Origin of the sequence: Streptomyces sp. NPDC094032, assembly GCF_040303965.1 — a bacterium.
GTDB lineage: Bacteria > Actinomycetota > Actinomycetes > Streptomycetales > Streptomycetaceae > Streptomyces.
Map to the genome: position 1 here is coordinate 198,020 of NZ_JBEOUE010000007.1, position 15,884 is coordinate 213,903.

The following is a 15,884-nucleotide window of genomic DNA, read 5'->3' on the forward strand; positions in this document are numbered from 1 at the left end:
GTTTCGGCCGCGTGCCCAAGGATGGACAGAGCGGGAAGATCCCGGACTCTTCTCCCGCGCTCTTCACCCCATCAGGTGACGGATCCCCCGATACACGTGACCGGCCCGTCCGATAGGCATATCGGACGGGCCGGTCAGAAGGCGGTGCCGGTCGGGCCGGCGTCGGTCAGGCGTCGATGCGCGAGCGGTCGAGGGTCGCCGCGGAGCTGGTGATGAACTCCTTGCGCGGGGCCACGTCGTTGCCCATGAGGAGGTCGAAGACCTGCTCGGCCGAGTCCAGGTCGCCGATGTTGATCCGGCGCAGGGTGCGGTGGCGCGGGTCCATCGTGGTCTCCGCCAGCTGGTCCGCGTCCATCTCGCCGAGGCCCTTGTAGCGCTGGATGGAGTCCTTGTAGCGGACGCCCTTGCGCTGGAACTCCAGCAGCGTCTGGCGCAGCTCCCCGTCCGAGTACGTGTAGACGTACTTGTCCTGGCCCTTCTTGGGCTGGATCAGCTCGATGCGGTGCAGCGGCGGCACCGCGGCGAAGACCCGGCCGGCCTCGACCATGGGGCGCATGTAGCGCTGGAAGAGGGTCAGCAGCAGGCAGCGGATGTGGGCGCCGTCGACGTCGGCGTCGACCAGCAGCACGATCTTGCCGTACCGGGCCGCGTCGATGTCGAAGGTGCGGCCCGAGCCCGCCCCTATGACCTGGATGATCGCTCCGCACTCGGCGTTCTTGAGCATGTCCGAGACGGAGGACTTCTGGACGTTGAGGATCTTGCCGCGGATCGGGAGCAGCGCCTGGAACTCACTGTTGCGGGCCAGCTTGGCGGTGCCGAGCGCGGAGTCTCCCTCGACGATGAAGAGCTCGCTGCGCTCGACGTCGTCGCTGCGGCAGTCGGCCAGCTTGGCAGGCAGCGAGGAGGTCTCCAGCGCGGTCTTCCTGCGCTGCGCCTCCTTGTGCTGGCGGGCCGCGATCCGGGTGCGGGCGGCGGCGACGGCCTTCTCCAGGACGGCGCGGGCCTGGGCCTTGGCGTCGCGCTTGGTGGAGGTGAGGAACTCCTTCAGCTCGCGGGCGACCACGGTGGCGACGATACGGCGGGCCGCGGAGGTGCCGAGCACCTCCTTGGTCTGGCCCTCGAACTGCGGCTCGGCCAGGCGGACGGTGACGACCGCGGTGAGGCCCTCCAGGGCGTCGTCCTTGACGATGTCGTCCTCGGCGACGCGCAGCATCTTGGCGGAGCGCAGCACCTCGTTCACCGTCTTGGTGATCGCCTGCTCGAAACCGGAGATGTGGGTGCCGCCCTTGGGGGTGGCGATGATGTTGACGAAGGACTTGACCGTGGTGTCGTAACCGGTGCCCCAGCGCAGGGCCACGTCCACGCCGAGCTCGCGGGTGACCTCGGTGGGGGTCATGTGGCCGCGGTCGTCGAGGACCGGGACGGTCTCCTTGAAGGTGCCCTGGCCGGTGAGGCGCAGCACGTCGCAGACGGCCTTGTCCTGGGCGAGGAACTCGCAGAACTCGCTGATGCCGCCGTCGAAGCGGAACGTCTCCTCGCTCTTGCCCACGCCCTCCAGGTCGCGCTCGTCGCTGACGACGATGGTGAGACCGGGGACGAGGAAGGCGGTCTGGCGGGCGCGCTGGTGCAGCGTCTCCAGGGAGAGCTTGGCGTCCTTGAGGAAGATCTGGCGGTCGGCCCAGTAGCGCACGCGGGTGCCGGTGCGGGTCTTGGGGACGCGCTTGCCCTTGATCAGGCCGCCGGACGGGTCGAACGGGCTGTCGGGGCCCTGCTCGGTGAACATCCCGGGGACGCCGCGGCGGAAGCTGATCGCGTGCGTGGCGCCGTTGCGGTCGACCTCGACGTCGAGCCGGGCGGAGAGGGCGTTCACCACGGAGGCGCCGACGCCGTGCAGACCGCCGGAGGCCGCGTAGGAGCCGCCGCCGAACTTTCCGCCGGCGTGCAGCTTGGTCATGACGACCTCGACGCCGGACAGGCCGGTCTTCGGCTCGACGTCGACGGGGATGCCGCGGCCGTTGTCGCGGACCTCGACGGAGCCGTCGTCGTGGAGGATCACGTCGATGCGGTCGCAGTAGCCGCCGAGCGCCTCGTCGACGGAGTTGTCGATGATCTCCCAGATGCAGTGCATCAGGCCACGGCTGTCGGTGGACCCGATGTACATACCGGGTCGCTTGCGAACGGCTTCGAGCCCTTCCAGGACGAGCAGGTGCCGCGCGGTGTAGTTGGAACCGTCACGGTCTGCGGTCAGCAGCGCACTGGACGTCTCGGCGGTCACGCGGTTCGCTCCTCGCTGAATTTGAAATCTGGCCCGGTGGGGTAAGGCCCGGCTTCGGTCACCGGTCAGAGGGTACCGATGCCTGGTAGAGCCGTTGTAACGCCACCCACCCTGATTCCTCATGCTAGTCCAGAGTCGTATGGATGTTCGATCCCTCGATGGGGTGACGCGAACATCACGTTCCCTTCGAGGCATGAACCATTTAGGGTTCGGGCACGTCCTCATGAACAACCGGCAACCCGCCGGGAGGATGCGACCACACACAGCAATGCGAAACCCGTAGAGCGAAGCAATACGGCTCATTCGCCGCCAACCGGCAGCAGACAGCCACCTTGGGTAGAAGAAGTTTCGAGGAAAAGCCACGAGCGGGAACGTTTTCGGCCTGGTTGGATGTTGACCCTGGTACGACAGCTCGTCGAGCTAGAGAAGAGGCGACGTGACTACTGTTCTGACACCCGCGAGCCCCCTGACGGCCGCTGACCGCTGCGACCGCTGCGGCGCCCAGGCATACCTGCGCGTCGTCCTGACGAGCGGCGGTGACTTGCTCTTCTGCGCCCACCACGGACGCAAGTTCGAGCCGGAACTCAAGAAGATCGCCGCAGAGATACAGGACGAGACGGACCGGCTCACGGATGTGCCGGCCCGCACGATGGGCGACGAGCACTGACGCTTCTCATCCACGACGAGCCAGGAGCCGGTACCTGAGACCGGCCGACGGGCGGTCACCCCCGCACCACAAGGGGGGTGACCGCCCGTTCTCACACCGTCACGAGCGCCACTCCCGGACCGTCAGAAGCGCTGCGGCAGCACCGCCGGGACCCGGGTGTAGACCCCGGGGTTCTCCGCCTGGCCACAGCCGCTCCCCCAGGACACCAAACCGATCAGCCGGCCCTTGGCCACCAGCGGGCCTCCGCTGTCCCCCTGGCAGGCGTCCCTGCCCCCCTGGGGATCTCCCGCGCACAGCATGGTGTCGCCGCGGTACGCCACGCCGGCACCGCCCGGGTACGCCCGCTCGCAGGCCGCGTCCGGCAGGACCTGCACGCGCGCCGACCGCAGCGACATCGCGTACGTACCGTTGCCGCTCGTGTCGCCCCAGCCGTACACGTCCGCCGCCGTCCCCGGCTCAAGGGCGGAGTCCCCCGGCGCGGCCACCGCGAGCACGTACGAGGCCGGCAGCGCCTTCTCCAGCGTGAGGACGCCCACGTCCCCCGAGTTGGTCGACGGGTCGTAGTCCGGGTTCACCCAGGTCCCGGATACCCGGACCTCCTGCCCGCCGTGGCCACGCAGCGACGTACGGCCCGCGATCACCTGGAAGTCGGACAGTTGCCACGGCTCGCCCCCGAGGGCCTCACGACCCAGGCAGTGGGCCGCCGTGAGCACCTTGGTGGGCGCGACGACCACCCCGCCGCAGAACTGCCCCGCCCGCGTACCCCCGAACCGGTCACGGCTGGAGAGCGCGACGACCCAGGGCGCGTCGTCGATCCGGGCCGGCTGACCGCCGACCACGACACTGTCCGCGGCCGCGGGCGCGGCGGCGGCGAGCGGCGGCGCCGCCGCGGCGATCAGGCCCAGGGCGCCGGTCAGCGCTCGGGCGATGGGACGACGCATGAAGTCTCCTGACTCTCCGGTGATGTCGGTTCACCCAGAGTCGTCCACGCCCGCCTCCCTCGCACGCGCGCACGACGAAGGGCCCGGCCCCCTCGCGGGGGAACCGGGCCCTTCGCACGTCACTGCCGAGGATCAGTCGAGGTAGTCGCGCAGCACCTGCGAACGCGACGGGTGACGCAGCTTCGACATGGTCTTCGACTCGATCTGGCGGATGCGCTCACGCGTCACGCCGTAGACCTTGCCGATCTCGTCGAGCGTCTTCGGCTGCCCGTCGGTGAGACCGAAGCGCATGGAGACGACGCCCGCCTCACGCTCGGAGAGCGTGTCGAGGACGGAGTGCAGCTGCTCCTGGAGCAGCGTGAAGCTGACCGCGTCGGCCGGGACGACCGCCTCGGAGTCCTCGATGAGGTCACCGAACTCGCTGTCGCCGTCCTCGCCCAGCGGGGTGTGCAGCGAGATCGGCTCACGGCCGTACTTCTGGACCTCGATGACCTTCTCGGGGGTCATGTCGAGTTCCTTGGCCAGCTCCTCCGGGGTGGGCTCGCGGCCCAGGTCCTGGAGCATCTGGCGCTGCACACGGGCCAGCTTGTTGATGACCTCGACCATGTGCACCGGGATACGGATGGTGCGGGCCTGGTCGGCCATGGCGCGGGTGATCGCCTGACGGATCCACCAGGTGGCGTACGTGGAGAACTTGTAGCCCTTGGTGTAGTCGAACTTCTCGACCGCGCGGATCAGACCCAGGTTGCCCTCCTGGATCAGGTCCAGGAAGAGCATGCCGCGGCCGGTGTAGCGCTTGGCCAGCGAGACCACCAGACGGAGGTTGGCCTCCAGGAGGTGGTTCTTGGCGCGGCGGCCGTCCTCGGCGATGATCTCCAGCTCGCGCTTGAGCTTCGGCGCCAGCTTGTCGGAGTTCGCCAGCTTGTCCTCGGCGAACAGACCGGCCTCGATGCGCTTGGCGAGCTCGACCTCCTGCTCGGCGTTGAGCAGCGGGACCTTGCCGATCTGCTTCAGGTAGTCCTTGACCGGGTCCGCGGTGGCACCGGCGACGGCGACCTGCTGCGCCGGCGCGTCGTCCTCGTCCTCGTCGGACAGGACGAAGCCCTTGCTCTCGCCCTCGGACTCTTCCTCGTCCTTGCCGGGCGCGACGTCCTCGAGCAGCTCCTCGCCCTCGAGCAGCTCTTCGTCGTCCTTCTTGGACGTCTTCTTGGCGGCCGTCTTCTTGGCGACGGTCTTCTTGGCCACCGCCTTCTTGGCGACGGTCTTCTTGGCGGCGGCCTTCTTGGCAGGCGAGCCGGCCTCGTCGGACGGGTCCGCGCCCTCGGCCGTCGAGGCCGCGGTGGCGGCCGAGACGGTCTTCGTCACGGTCGTCCTGGCGGTGACGGTCTTGGTGGCGGTGCGCTTGGCCGGGCTCTTCGCGGCGACGCTCTTGCGGGCGCGCTTCGGCGACTCCGCTGCACTGACCATCAGCGTCACACCCTCTTCCTCGAGGATCTGATTGAGGCTGCGCAGAACATTCTTCCACTGGGTTGGCGGAATCTGGTCAGCCTCGAAGGCCCGACGCACGTCATCGCCGGCGATCTGCCCATCAGCCTTTCCCCGCTCGATGAGCGCCATCACAGACTCGGACTCGGCGATCTCCGGCGGGAGCGTACGGGATGTGCTGGCCGACACGAACAACCTCTCGGAACGATGGAAAACGGCTTCCGGCCCCGCCCTGGATCGGGCTGGAGCCGACGACCGTCGGCCTGGAATGTGCCGACGGCGCGGGCTGGACCGGGGAACTGCACAGCGCCTGCAGCGGCGGCTGTATTCCTTCCTCGGCTGTCACCTCTTAGGTCATCGCGCGGCTTCCAGGAGTGTTACGCCCAATCCGCGTGGCCCGAGTCACACCCCATTCACGCCCATTATTGAACGAAACGGTCCGAACATGCCTCGATCAGCCCGATCGGCTGGATCTTCTTGATCACCCTGACTCGGTACGTTCGACCCGTTCGGCGCGATCCGCCCGCCCGGCACGGCCCGCAGGCCCGGCACGAAGGCGCCGCGACCGGTCCGCCCGCGGCGCCACGGCGCGCGTCAGTGCTCGCGGGGAGCCGGGACGACGCGCTCCACCTCGGGGTGGACGGTCAGCAGCTGCCGCATGGCCGACTCGGCGCCGTGCGCGTCTCCCGCGGCGAGGGCGTCGACGATCCGGGCGTGGTGCGCGAGGCAGGCCTCGCCGGGGCGGTCGCAGCCGGTGGCGGGGCCGCCGGACACCTGGAGCGCGGCGGCGACGATGCCGGAGAGGTGCTCCAGCATGCGGTTGCCCGCGAGCTGGATGAGCAGCGCGTGGAACTCGGCGTCCGCGCGGGAGAAGGTGATGCCGTCACCCTGGGCGTAGGCGTGCCCCATGATCTCGACCATGTCGGCGAGGCGCTGCTGGATGTCCTCACGCCCATGACCGGCGGCGAGCCGGGCGGCGAGGGGCTCGATGGTCCAGCGCAGCTCGTTCAGCTCGCGGCGCTGGTCGTCGCGCTGCGGGCCGAAGGCGCGCCACTCGATGATGTCGGGGTCCAGAAGGTTCCAGTCGCTGACCGGCCGGACCCGGGTGCCGACGTTGGGGCGGGCGCTGACGAGACCCTTGGCCTCCAGCACGCGCAGCGACTCGCGGACGACGGTGCGCGAGACCTCGAAGCGCTGGCCGATCTCCTCCGGTACGAGAGGACGGTCGGCGCCGAGGTCGCCCGAGACGATCATCTGGCCGAGCTGCTGGACGAGCTGTCCGTGCAGTCCGCGGCCGCGGCTGCCGGCGCTCCTGCGGCCGACGCGGCCGAGGTCGGCCTCCGCCCCCTCCCAGGCGGGCGGTCCGACGCGGTCGGCTCCGGGCGCCTCCGCGTAGGGGTAGCGGTCGAGATCGCCCGGGGCGCCGAGGCCGGACTCGACGGAACGGGCGGCGGTCATCATCGTGTGCGCAAGGGTACTCACGCATCCTTTGTCGGCGTGCCTCTCGTGACCCTTGAGGTCTTTGGTGAAAAGCACACGAAAGGGTGATCGGCACCCCCTACACAATTGACGATTAATCGGACATAAAGGGCCCTTTTCAAGGGAGTTGACGGCAAACCGGAACCTTTCGGTCCGCTTGTGATCACCAACGGGCCCTGCCGCGAAGGCCGGTGAGCACATAGGCGCAGAGCAGGACCGTCAACGTCAGCGCGAACGCCACCCCCACGGGTTGCCCGACCACCCGCAGCGCCCCCATGACCCACCGGTCGGCGGCCGAGGACCACTCGACGCTCGCGAACTCTCGGAGCCGGGCCGGGAGTCCCGCCACCGAGCGGCCCGACGCCCCCGCGAGCGCCGTCCGCAGCGGCGGGGCGAAGAGCACCGGTACGGCGAGGACCGCGGCGAGCCCGGCGGCGGCGGCCCTGAAGACACCGGCCCCGAGCACCCCGGCCCAGGCGCAGCCGATCACGAGCCCGAACCAATTCGCGCACAGGGTCGCCCAGTTCTTCGGTACGGGGATCAACTCTCCCCCGTAGACGAGGCGCAGCGCCTCCAGGTCGACGGCGACGACCAGGACCGCGAGGACCGCTCCGACGACCGCCGCGACGGCCAGTTTGGCGAGCAGCAGGCCCAGGCGGCGCGGGACGGCGCCGCGCCCGGTGGCGAGCGCCGGGTAGCGGTACTCCTCGGCGAACGAGAAGGCCCCGAGCAGACCGGCCCCGAGGGCTGCGGGCGGCAGTGGGGAGATCCCCGGCCAGCCGGCCAGGACGGCGGGCAGCGCCGTCCGCCCGCTGCGGGCGAGCAACACGGAGAGGGCCACCGAGACCAGCAGGACGCCCACCACGACGAGCGGGGTGGAGGGCACGCCGAGCAGCCGCCGGATCTCGTAGCGCAGGGGCCGCAGCGGCGAGCGGCTCCAGACGCGGCGCGACCGGACGGGGGGACGCTCGCCCGGGGAGGCCTCGGAGGCGGGGGGCGGCGACGACGCGCCAGGGCCGGCGTCGTGGGGGGCGGTGGGGGGCACGGAGGCGGTGGGGGCGGGGGCGGAGGGCCCGGAGGCGTCGGCGGGCGGGCGGGCGGCGCCGGTCTCATCCGCGAGCCGGTGGATGAGCACGCCGTTGCGGAAGGCGCTCTCGCCGACGGTCGCGCAGTCGCTGCCGTACACGGAGAGACGGTTCCCGCCCTCCTCGACCACCTCGACGGGGCGGCGGGCGGCGCGCGACTCCTGGGCGAGTACGGCGGCGAGCCGGGCCGCGTGCGGGGTGCGGACGGCGACCCGGGGGCGCAGCCGGGTGCGGGCGAACTCGGCGGCGTCCTGGTCGGCGGCCAGCCGCCCGCCGTCGAGCGCGACGACCCGGTCGGCGTTGCGGGCCGCGTCCTTGGGGTCCGTGGTGGTGTAGAGGACGGTGCCGCCGTCGTCGGCGTGGGCGCGGAGCAGCTCGTACAGCCAGGCGCTCTCGCGTACGGAGAGCCCGGCGGCCGGCTCGTCGAGCAGCAGGGCGTGCGGCTCGCCCAACAGGGCGGAGGCGAGACCGAGTCGGCGGTCCATGGCGAGCGGCAGGGTGCCGATCCGCTGGTCGTGGACGCCGGTGAGGCCCACCGCCTGGAGCATGTCGTCGGCCCGGCCGCCGGGCACCCCGGCGGCGGCGCAGAGCATGCGCAGCTGGCTGCGCAGGGTGCGCGAGGGGTGCCCGGGGACGTCGCCGAGGAGGATGCCCACCTCGCGCGCCGGATGGGCGACGCGGTGCAGCGGCCGGCCCCGGAAGTAGGTGACGCCACGGCCGGGTTCGAGCTGGAGCATCAGGCGCAGGGTGGTGGTCTTGCCGGAACCGGCCGGCCCGAGCAGCGCGGTGACGGAGCCCGGCCGGGCCTCGAAGGTGAGATCGTCCACGGCGGGCGGTCGGTCCCGGCGGGGGGTGCTGGTGAGTCCGATGGCCTGGAGCATCGCTTCTCTCGCGGGTAGGTGAGACCGCTCCGCGGCAGGGCGGCTACTCCAGCAAGATAACGCCACATTTCGGACTTTTGGCGCAGGGTTGATGGATCGGGGCGGCCCGTGGACCGCCCGTCAGACCTCCGGGCGGAGCATCGGCGGGTTCAGCAGGGTGGCCCCACCAGCGCGGAACAACTGCGCGGGGCGGCCGCCCTGACGGGTCGTGGTACCGCCGGCCGGCACGAGAAAGCCGGGCGTGCCGGTCACCTTCCGGTGGAAGTTGCGCGGGTCGAGCGCCACCCCCCACACGGCCTCGTAGACCCGCCGGAGCTCGCCGACCGTGAACTCGGGCGGGCAGAACGCCGTGGCCAGCGAGGAGTACTCGATCTTGGAGCGGGCCCGCTCCACGCCGTCGGACAGGATCCGGGCGTGGTCGAAGGCGAGCGGCTCCGGCTGCCCGTCCTCGTGCGCTCCGGCCCCCGCCGGCCCCAGCAGTTCCTCGACGGGCGCCCAGCGCGCACTGTTGGCGTCACCGCCCGCGCGAGGCGCCGGAAGGTCCGGGGCCAGCGCCAGGTGCGCCACGCTCACGACCCGCATCCGCGGATCCCGGTCGGGCGCCCCGTAGGTCGCGAGCTGCTCCAGATGCGCTCCCGTCCCCGGTACGGGCCCGGGGGCACCCGGGTCGTGCACGCACAGCCCGGTCTCCTCCACCAGCTCGCGCGCGGCGGCACCGTCGAGATCCTCGTCGGCCCGGACGAACCCGCCGGGCAGCGCCCAGCGCCCCTGGAACGGCTGCTCTCCCCGTTTCACGACCAGCGCGCACAGGGCGTGGCGCCGCACGGTGAGCACGACCAGGTCGACGGTGACGGCGAAGGGCGGAAAGGCCGACGGGTCGTAGGGAGGCATGCGGCGATCATAGTCGTCTCCTTGACGATAAACACGCCTGCGGGAAGGATCCCCTTCCACTTCTTGGGGGCCCTCGGGCCAGTCGGTGTCCGGCATCTCGTCACACCCCCAGCTGAAGGCCGGGGGCGGCCTCCTCGACCATGCCGAGGCCGAGCCTGCCGACCCGTGCGGCGAACGGCTCGCCCGCGACGCGCAGCCCGGAGAGACGGACCTCGCCCAGCGGGGCGGAGCGGAGCGGGTGCAGGGCGACGCTCCGGCCGGGCGCGTCGGGCCGGACGCCGACCAGCACGGTCAGCAACTGGACCGTGGCGGCCGCCGCCACCGCCGCCGGCCGACAGGCGGCCGGGTGCGGCACGGGCAGGGATCCGGACGTCCGCCGCTCCCCCGCGTACATCTCGGGGAGACGGTGGTCGAAGGCCGCCGCCGCGTCGAGGGTCCCGCGCAGCAGCGCGGCCGCCTCCGCTTCGTACCCCGCCGCCGCGAGCCCCGCGACGGCCACCGCCGTCTCGTGCACCCGCACCGCTCCGGAGCGGTGCCCGAACGGGTTGTACCCCGGCTCCTTCGTACCGAGGCCGCGCAGCCCCCAGCCGGAGTCCATCGCGGGCGAGGTGAGCAGCCGGGCAAGGCGCTCGGTCTGGGCCTTGTCGAGCAGTCCTGGAGCCGGCCGGCCCCCGGCCGTGAGGCCGGTGTCGAGGAGGTGTGCCGCCCAGCTCCCGAGATACGGCAGGAGACGTCCGTCGGGGGTCCTGGCGAGCGCGGGGCGTCCGCCGTGGGGGTCGTCGAGCCAGAACCGGTCACGGAACCGGTCGCGCAGCGCCCTCGCCCACTCCCGCCAGGTGTCACCGCCCGGCCGCCCGCAGGCGTCGAGGAGGTCGGCGCCGAGCACGGCGGCCCGGTGCGCGTGGGCCTGGGTCTCGGCCCGTGCCGGCCCGGAGGGCCCCTGCTCCTGGACGAAGCCGTCGTCGTCGAGGGCGCCGCGCAGCCACTCCAGGCACCGCTCCGCCGTCGGGAGCAGCTCGGTGAGGTCCTGCTCGGGCAGGCCCCAGCGCCGGGCTTCGGCGAGCACAGTGGGAAAGGCGAGCGTGGCCTCGACTCCGGTGCAGCGGGGCGGGAGGTGGGGGCCGGCGTCCCTGAGCGGCCCGGGGATGCGGCCCGACGCGGTGCCGGGTGCCCGGAGCCGGGTGCGGGCGAGGGCGTGCAGGGTGGTGACGGCGAGCCGGGTGCCGAGGGGCAGGGCCATGCGGGCCGCCCAGAGGGCTTCGGCGGTGACGGGGCCGCAGCGCCAGGGCACTCCGGCGGCGAGGTGGACGTCGGCGGGGTGGGCGGGGTCGCGCTGGAGCAGGGCGCGCAGGTCGTCGGTCGAGACGCGCAGCAGCTCCCCGAGGCGGGGGTCGTCGCCCTCGGCGACGGCGTCGGCGAGGATGTGGCCGCCGGGACGGCCGACGCCGGGCCCCGGGTGCCGGGCGGTCCGTTCGCCGCGGACCCGGAGGGTGAGGACGAAGCTGTCTCCTGGGGCGAGCTCGGCCTCCCAGCGGAGCAGTCCGGCCGCCGCGAGGGCGTCGCTGGGCGGAGGGTCCGCCGTGACAGCGGCCGCGCTGCCGTCGGCGGCCGTCCAGCGCAGCCCGGTGCCGTGGACGCTGGCGGAGAGCTCGGGCCCCTGCCGTCCGGCCGCCACCGCGCCCAGGTCCGCGAGATCCGTGCCCAGAGCGATCTCCACGGGGAGCCGCAGGGCACGGGCGGCGGAGCTCCGCAGGGTGATCCGCTCGGTCCCGTCGGCCTCGCGTGAGCGCTCCACGGTGAGCCCCGGGTCGGGGCCGGTGTCGCCGGGCGTGCGCACGACGCCGAGGAAGTCGGCGCGGTCCGCCGCCGTCGACCGGCCTTGGAGGGGGACGGGTTCGCGCCCGGCGACGCGCAGGACGCAACGGGAGAGGAGTCTGCGTCCGGAGAGATAGACGCCTTCGAGGCCGCTGCCGGTGAGCTGGGCGTGCCGGGAGCTGACGGCGAGGGCGGGCAGGGCGACGCCGATGAGGGCGTCGTGCACGGCGGGCAGTTCACCGGGGCGGCTCGCCCCGGTGGCTCCGGCGAGGGACGGGTGTCCGGCGGGGGGCCCGGGGGCCTGGGCGGAGCTGGGGGCCATGACGGGTGAGTGACGCTCTCTGTGCGGTCCGGGCGGCTCGGCCGGCCCGGGCGGCTGGCGCGCCGGGAGCCGTTCGGTCGGTCCGCGCTTCCGGCAGTGGGGCGGCGGCCCTGCTCGTGCGGAACCGCCACACAGGTGAACGCCGCCGCGGCCCGCGGGGTCACGGGCCTCATCCACCGCTCCCGGTGCCGCGCCGCCCGGCCCGCCGGACCACCGTGCTCCTGGGGGCCGTCGCCCCGCGCCGTACCGCTCCGGCGGCCCGCGTGGGCACGCGTCCCGGTCCGCCCCGGCGCGCGGTCCGCATGGCGGGGACCCTGGGTCGCGGTCCGGCGGGCCGGTCGGCGACCCGCTCGCGGTTCCGCGACGGCGACCGGCCGCCCGGCCGCCGGCCCGCCGGGTCGGAACCGTGGTCGGACGCCTGGTCGTCGTTGTCGTCGGCTTCCGTCTCCCCTGTGCCCGCCGCCTCTCGCGTGTCGCGCTCCTTGCGCAGGCAGCTGCGGAGGGACTCCGGGTCGAGGCCCTCGTTGCACGCCTGGTGCAGCAGGCGCGCGAAGAGGTATTCGGGGTCGGCGTCCAGCGCGAGGCTGAGGGCGACGCGGGCGGAGGGCTCGTCGCCGCTGGACCAGGCGACCCAGCCGGCCAGTGCGAGCGGGGCGGCCGCGTATTCCTGGTAGGGGGCGACGCAGCGCCGGGAGAGCGCCCGCCAGAGCCGCAGGGCGCCGTCGGCCTCGGGTCCCTCCATCCATTCGGCGGCCTGGTCACGGGTGTCCCGGTCCTGGAGGCCGAGGATCAGCGCGGCGGCCTCCTCGGGGGTGAGCCGGGCGTCGTCGGCGGCGTCGGCCGAGGTGTGCCAGCGGTCCGATGCGAGGCTCGCGCGGCCGGTCAGCACGTCGTGGGGGCTGTCGGCGGCACGGGCGGCCGGGGCCTCGGCCGGCTGCGAGAACCGGTCGATGAGGGTCCTGGCGAGCTCGATGGTGGTCGCGCGGAGCTCCTGCCGTCCCTGTCCGGCGGGCGTGTCGAGGATCTTGGGCACGAGGACGTAGGCGGCTTCCCCGAGGGCCGCGCGCTGTGCGGAGGGCCTCTCGGGGTCCACGCCGTGCTCCCTCGGCTTCAGCCTGGCCTCCATGTCCTTGAGGGAGCCGCGCACCTGGATCCCCGCGTAGGCCGCGGACGCCGCCATCACCGACGTACCGGACAGGGCGAGGGGCGTGCCGTCGGGCGGGCAGCAGCGGGTGTCGGGGCAGCAGTACGAGAAGTACAGGCCGTCGGAGATGCAGAGGGCTTCGAGGACGGGGACGTCCAGCGCGCCGCAGGCGGTGCGCAGGCGCTGGGCGAAGGGGCGCAGCCGCTCCATGACCCGGCGTCCGGTCTCGCCGGGCGCGGGGTCCTGGCAGAGGAAGACGGCGATGGCGTCGGGGCGGTCGCCGCGCCTGGTGCTGCCCTCCACGAGGCATTCGGCCAGGTGCTCGGCGGTCTCGGGCCATTCGTGGGACGCGCGGGGAATGCCGAGCCTGGCCCGGCCTCCGAAGCGGCCGCGCTCGCCGTGCAGCGCGACGAGGACGACGGAGTCGGTGGGGTGGAAGCCGAGCATGAACGGCAGTGCGTCGGCCAGCTCGGCGGGGCCACGCAGAGTGATCTGCGGGGTCTCGGAGGGGTCGTGGGATTCGTGGCGATTCGTGTTCATGGCCAGACGGTCCCGCGAACACGGCCGATCGCGAAACCCCTGTGGATAACTCTCGGTGACCGCCGCCGAGAGTTATCCACAGGCGAGGCGGCCCGTTCGCGGATTGTCCGACCGATCGGGTTGCATGGGGTCATGACCCACGCAGACCGTCCCGAAGACCGCGCCGCCCTCCGCGCCGCCGCCGACACCGTGCTCGCCCGACTCGTCTCCGACCCGACGGGTACGGCGAGACTGCGCGAGGACCAGTGGCGGGCCATCGAGGCGCTGGTCGCGGACAGACGCCGGGCGCTGGTCGTGCAGCGCACGGGCTGGGGCAAGTCGGCGGTGTACTTCGTGGCGACCTCGCTGCTGCGGGAGCGGGGGGCCGGCCCGACGGTGATCGTCTCGCCGCTGCTCGCGCTGATGCGCAACCAGGTCGAGGCGGCGGCGCGGGCGGGCATTCGCGCCCGCACGATCAACTCGTCGAACCAGGAGGAGTGGGAGACGGTCCAGCAGGAGGTCGCGGCGGGTGACGTGGACGTGCTGCTGGTCAGTCCGGAGCGGCTGAACAACCCCGACTTCCGCGATCAGGTGCTGCCTCGTCTGGCTGCCGCCACCGGTCTGCTCGTGGTCGACGAGGCGCACTGCATCTCGGACTGGGGCCATGACTTCCGGCCGGACTACCGGCGGCTGCGCACGATGCTGGCGGACCTTCCGGCGGGTGTCCCGGTGCTCGCGACCACGGCGACGGCGAACGCCCGCGTGACGGCGGACGTCGCCGAGCAGCTGGGGACGGGCGGGGACACGGACGCCCTGGTGCTGCGGGGGCCGCTGGACCGCGAGAGCCTGAGCCTGGGCGTGGTGCGGCTGCCGGACGCCGCGCACCGGCTGGCGTGGCTGGCCGATCACCTCCACGAGCTGCCCGGCTCCGGGATCATCTACACGCTGACGGTGGCCGCGGCCGAGGAGGTGACGGCCCATCTGCGCCAGTGCGGGCACACGGTCTCCTCGTACACGGGGCGGACGGAGAACGCCGACCGGCAGCAGGCGGAGGACGATCTGCAGGCGAACCGGGTGAAGGCGCTGGTGGCGACCTCGGCGCTCGGCATGGGCTTCGACAAGCCGGATCTCGGCTTCGTGGTGCACCTCGGCTCGCCCTCCTCCCCCATCGCCTACTACCAGCAGGTGGGCCGTGCGGGGCGTGGTGTGGAGCACGCGGAGGTGCTGTTGCTCCCGGGCAAGGAGGACGAGGCGATCTGGCAGTACTTCGCGTCGGTCGCCTTCCCGCCCGAGGAGCAGGTGCGCCGCACTCTGGACGTGCTCGCGCAGGCGGGCCGTCCGCTGTCGCTGCCCGCTCTCGAGCCGCTGGTCGAGCTGCGCAGGACCCGGCTGGAGACGATGCTGAAGGTCCTCGACGTGGACGGGGCCGTCAAGCGGGTGAAGGGCGGCTGGGAGAGCACCGGGCAGCCCTGGTCGTACGACTCCGAGCGGTACGCCTGGGTGGCGCGGCAGCGGTCGGCGGAGCAGCAGGCCATGCGGGAGTACGCGGCGACGGACGGCTGCCGGATGGAGTTCCTGCGGCGTCAGTTGGACGACGAGGCGGCGGCCCCGTGCGGTCGCTGTGACAACTGCGCGGGCGTCAGGTTCGACGCGAAGGTCTCGGACTCGGCGCTGGACACGGCGAAGGGCGAGCTGCGCCGGGCGGGTGTCGAGGTGGAGCCGCGGAAGATGTGGCCGACCGGGCTCGCCGCCGTCGGCGTGGACCTGAAGGGCCGCATCCCGGTCGGGGAGCAGGCGTTCACGGGCCGGGCGCTCGGCCGGCTCTCGGACATCGGCTGGGGCAACCGGCTGCGCCCGATGCTCTCCGACGGCGCTCCGGACGGCGAGGTGCCGGACGATGTGGTGCAGGCGGTGGTGCGGGTGCTGGCCGACTGGGCGAAGGGCCCGGGCGGTTGGGCCTCCGGCGGGCCGGACGCGCCGCCCCGGCCGGCCGGGGTGGTCATGGTCGCCTCGCACCGCAAGCCCCGGCTCGTGGGCTCGCTGGGACGGCGGATCTCCGAGATCGGCAGGATGCCGCTGCTCGGCACCGTGGAGTACGCGCCCGAGGCAGCCGACCTGCGGATCTCCCGGACCAACAGCGCGCAGCGGGTGGTCGGACTGCAGCGGGCGCTGGTCGTCCCGGGCGATCTGGCGGAGCGTTTGGCCACGGCGGGAGGGCCGGTTCTGCTCGTCGACGACCTCGCCGACAGCGGCTGGACGTTGGCGGTGGCGGCGAGGCTGCTGCGGCGCGCGGGAGCGGAGGGAGTGTTCCCGCTGGTGCTCGCCGTCCAGGGGTGAAACGGGGCGTGAACAATGGGTAACTGGGCAGGGATATGAGAGG

General features: G+C 72.8%; 10 protein-coding genes. 2 read left to right on the forward strand and 8 right to left on the reverse strand.

All coding sequences use genetic code 11. From position 1 onward, the window contains the following. Positions 1-166: 166 nt before the first annotated feature. Positions 167-2,275, reverse strand: coding sequence for a DNA gyrase/topoisomerase IV subunit B (locus ABTZ54_RS13340; protein WP_351661317.1), 2,109 nt, complete (start codon positions 2,273-2,275; stop codon positions 167-169). A gap of 436 nt (positions 2,276-2,711) precedes the next feature. On the opposite strand from ABTZ54_RS13340, the gene ABTZ54_RS13345 reads away from it, so the two are divergent. Continuing rightward, a complete protein-coding gene (locus ABTZ54_RS13345; protein ID WP_046910811.1) occupies positions 2,712-2,942 on the forward strand; it encodes a DUF7455 domain-containing protein in 231 nt (76 codons plus the stop codon). 122 nt (positions 2,943-3,064) lie between these two features. Here ABTZ54_RS13345 and ABTZ54_RS13350 read toward each other — a convergent pair whose 3' ends face one another. The 7 genes from ABTZ54_RS13350 to ABTZ54_RS13380 all read right to left on the reverse strand — a co-directional run bounded on the left by ABTZ54_RS13350 (position 3,065) and on the right by ABTZ54_RS13380 (position 13,525). Further along, positions 3,065-3,883: a serine protease gene (locus ABTZ54_RS13350; protein ID WP_351661320.1), complete on the reverse strand. Its 819-nt coding sequence runs from the start codon at positions 3,881-3,883 to the stop codon at positions 3,065-3,067. Between the two features lie 132 nt (positions 3,884-4,015). Continuing rightward, the gene (locus ABTZ54_RS13355; protein WP_351661323.1) at positions 4,016-5,557 is read right to left on the reverse strand and encodes an RNA polymerase sigma factor; all 1,542 of its coding nucleotides are present in this window, start codon (positions 5,555-5,557) and stop codon (positions 4,016-4,018) included. A 405-nt stretch (positions 5,558-5,962) separates the two neighbouring features. Beyond that, the gene (locus ABTZ54_RS13360) at positions 5,963-6,850 is read right to left on the reverse strand and encodes a FadR/GntR family transcriptional regulator (RefSeq protein WP_351661326.1); all 888 of its coding nucleotides are present in this window, start codon (positions 6,848-6,850) and stop codon (positions 5,963-5,965) included. A 160-nt stretch (positions 6,851-7,010) separates the two neighbouring features. Then, positions 7,011-8,813 (reverse strand): ATP-binding cassette domain-containing protein, encoded by a 1,803-nt coding sequence (locus ABTZ54_RS13365; protein ID WP_351661329.1) that lies wholly within the window; start codon positions 8,811-8,813, stop codon positions 7,011-7,013. 120 nt (positions 8,814-8,933) lie between these two features. Beyond that, on the reverse strand, positions 8,934-9,704 hold the full coding sequence (locus ABTZ54_RS13370) for an NUDIX hydrolase (protein ID WP_351661332.1): 771 nt from the start codon (positions 9,702-9,704) through the stop codon (positions 8,934-8,936). 100 nt (positions 9,705-9,804) lie between these two features. After that, positions 9,805-11,841 (reverse strand): glycogen debranching N-terminal domain-containing protein, encoded by a 2,037-nt coding sequence (locus ABTZ54_RS13375; RefSeq protein WP_351661335.1) that lies wholly within the window; start codon positions 11,839-11,841, stop codon positions 9,805-9,807. Positions 11,842-12,010: 169 nt separating this feature from the next. Beyond that, the gene (locus tag ABTZ54_RS13380; protein ID WP_351661337.1) at positions 12,011-13,525 is read right to left on the reverse strand and encodes a DUF4192 domain-containing protein; all 1,515 of its coding nucleotides are present in this window, start codon (positions 13,523-13,525) and stop codon (positions 12,011-12,013) included. Positions 13,526-13,657: 132 nt separating this feature from the next. On the opposite strand from ABTZ54_RS13380, the gene ABTZ54_RS13385 reads away from it, so the two are divergent. Continuing rightward, complete coding sequence (locus tag ABTZ54_RS13385; protein WP_351661339.1) at positions 13,658-15,841, forward strand: RecQ family ATP-dependent DNA helicase; 2,184 nt, start codon at positions 13,658-13,660, stop codon at positions 15,839-15,841. Positions 15,842-15,884: the final 43 nt, after the last annotated feature.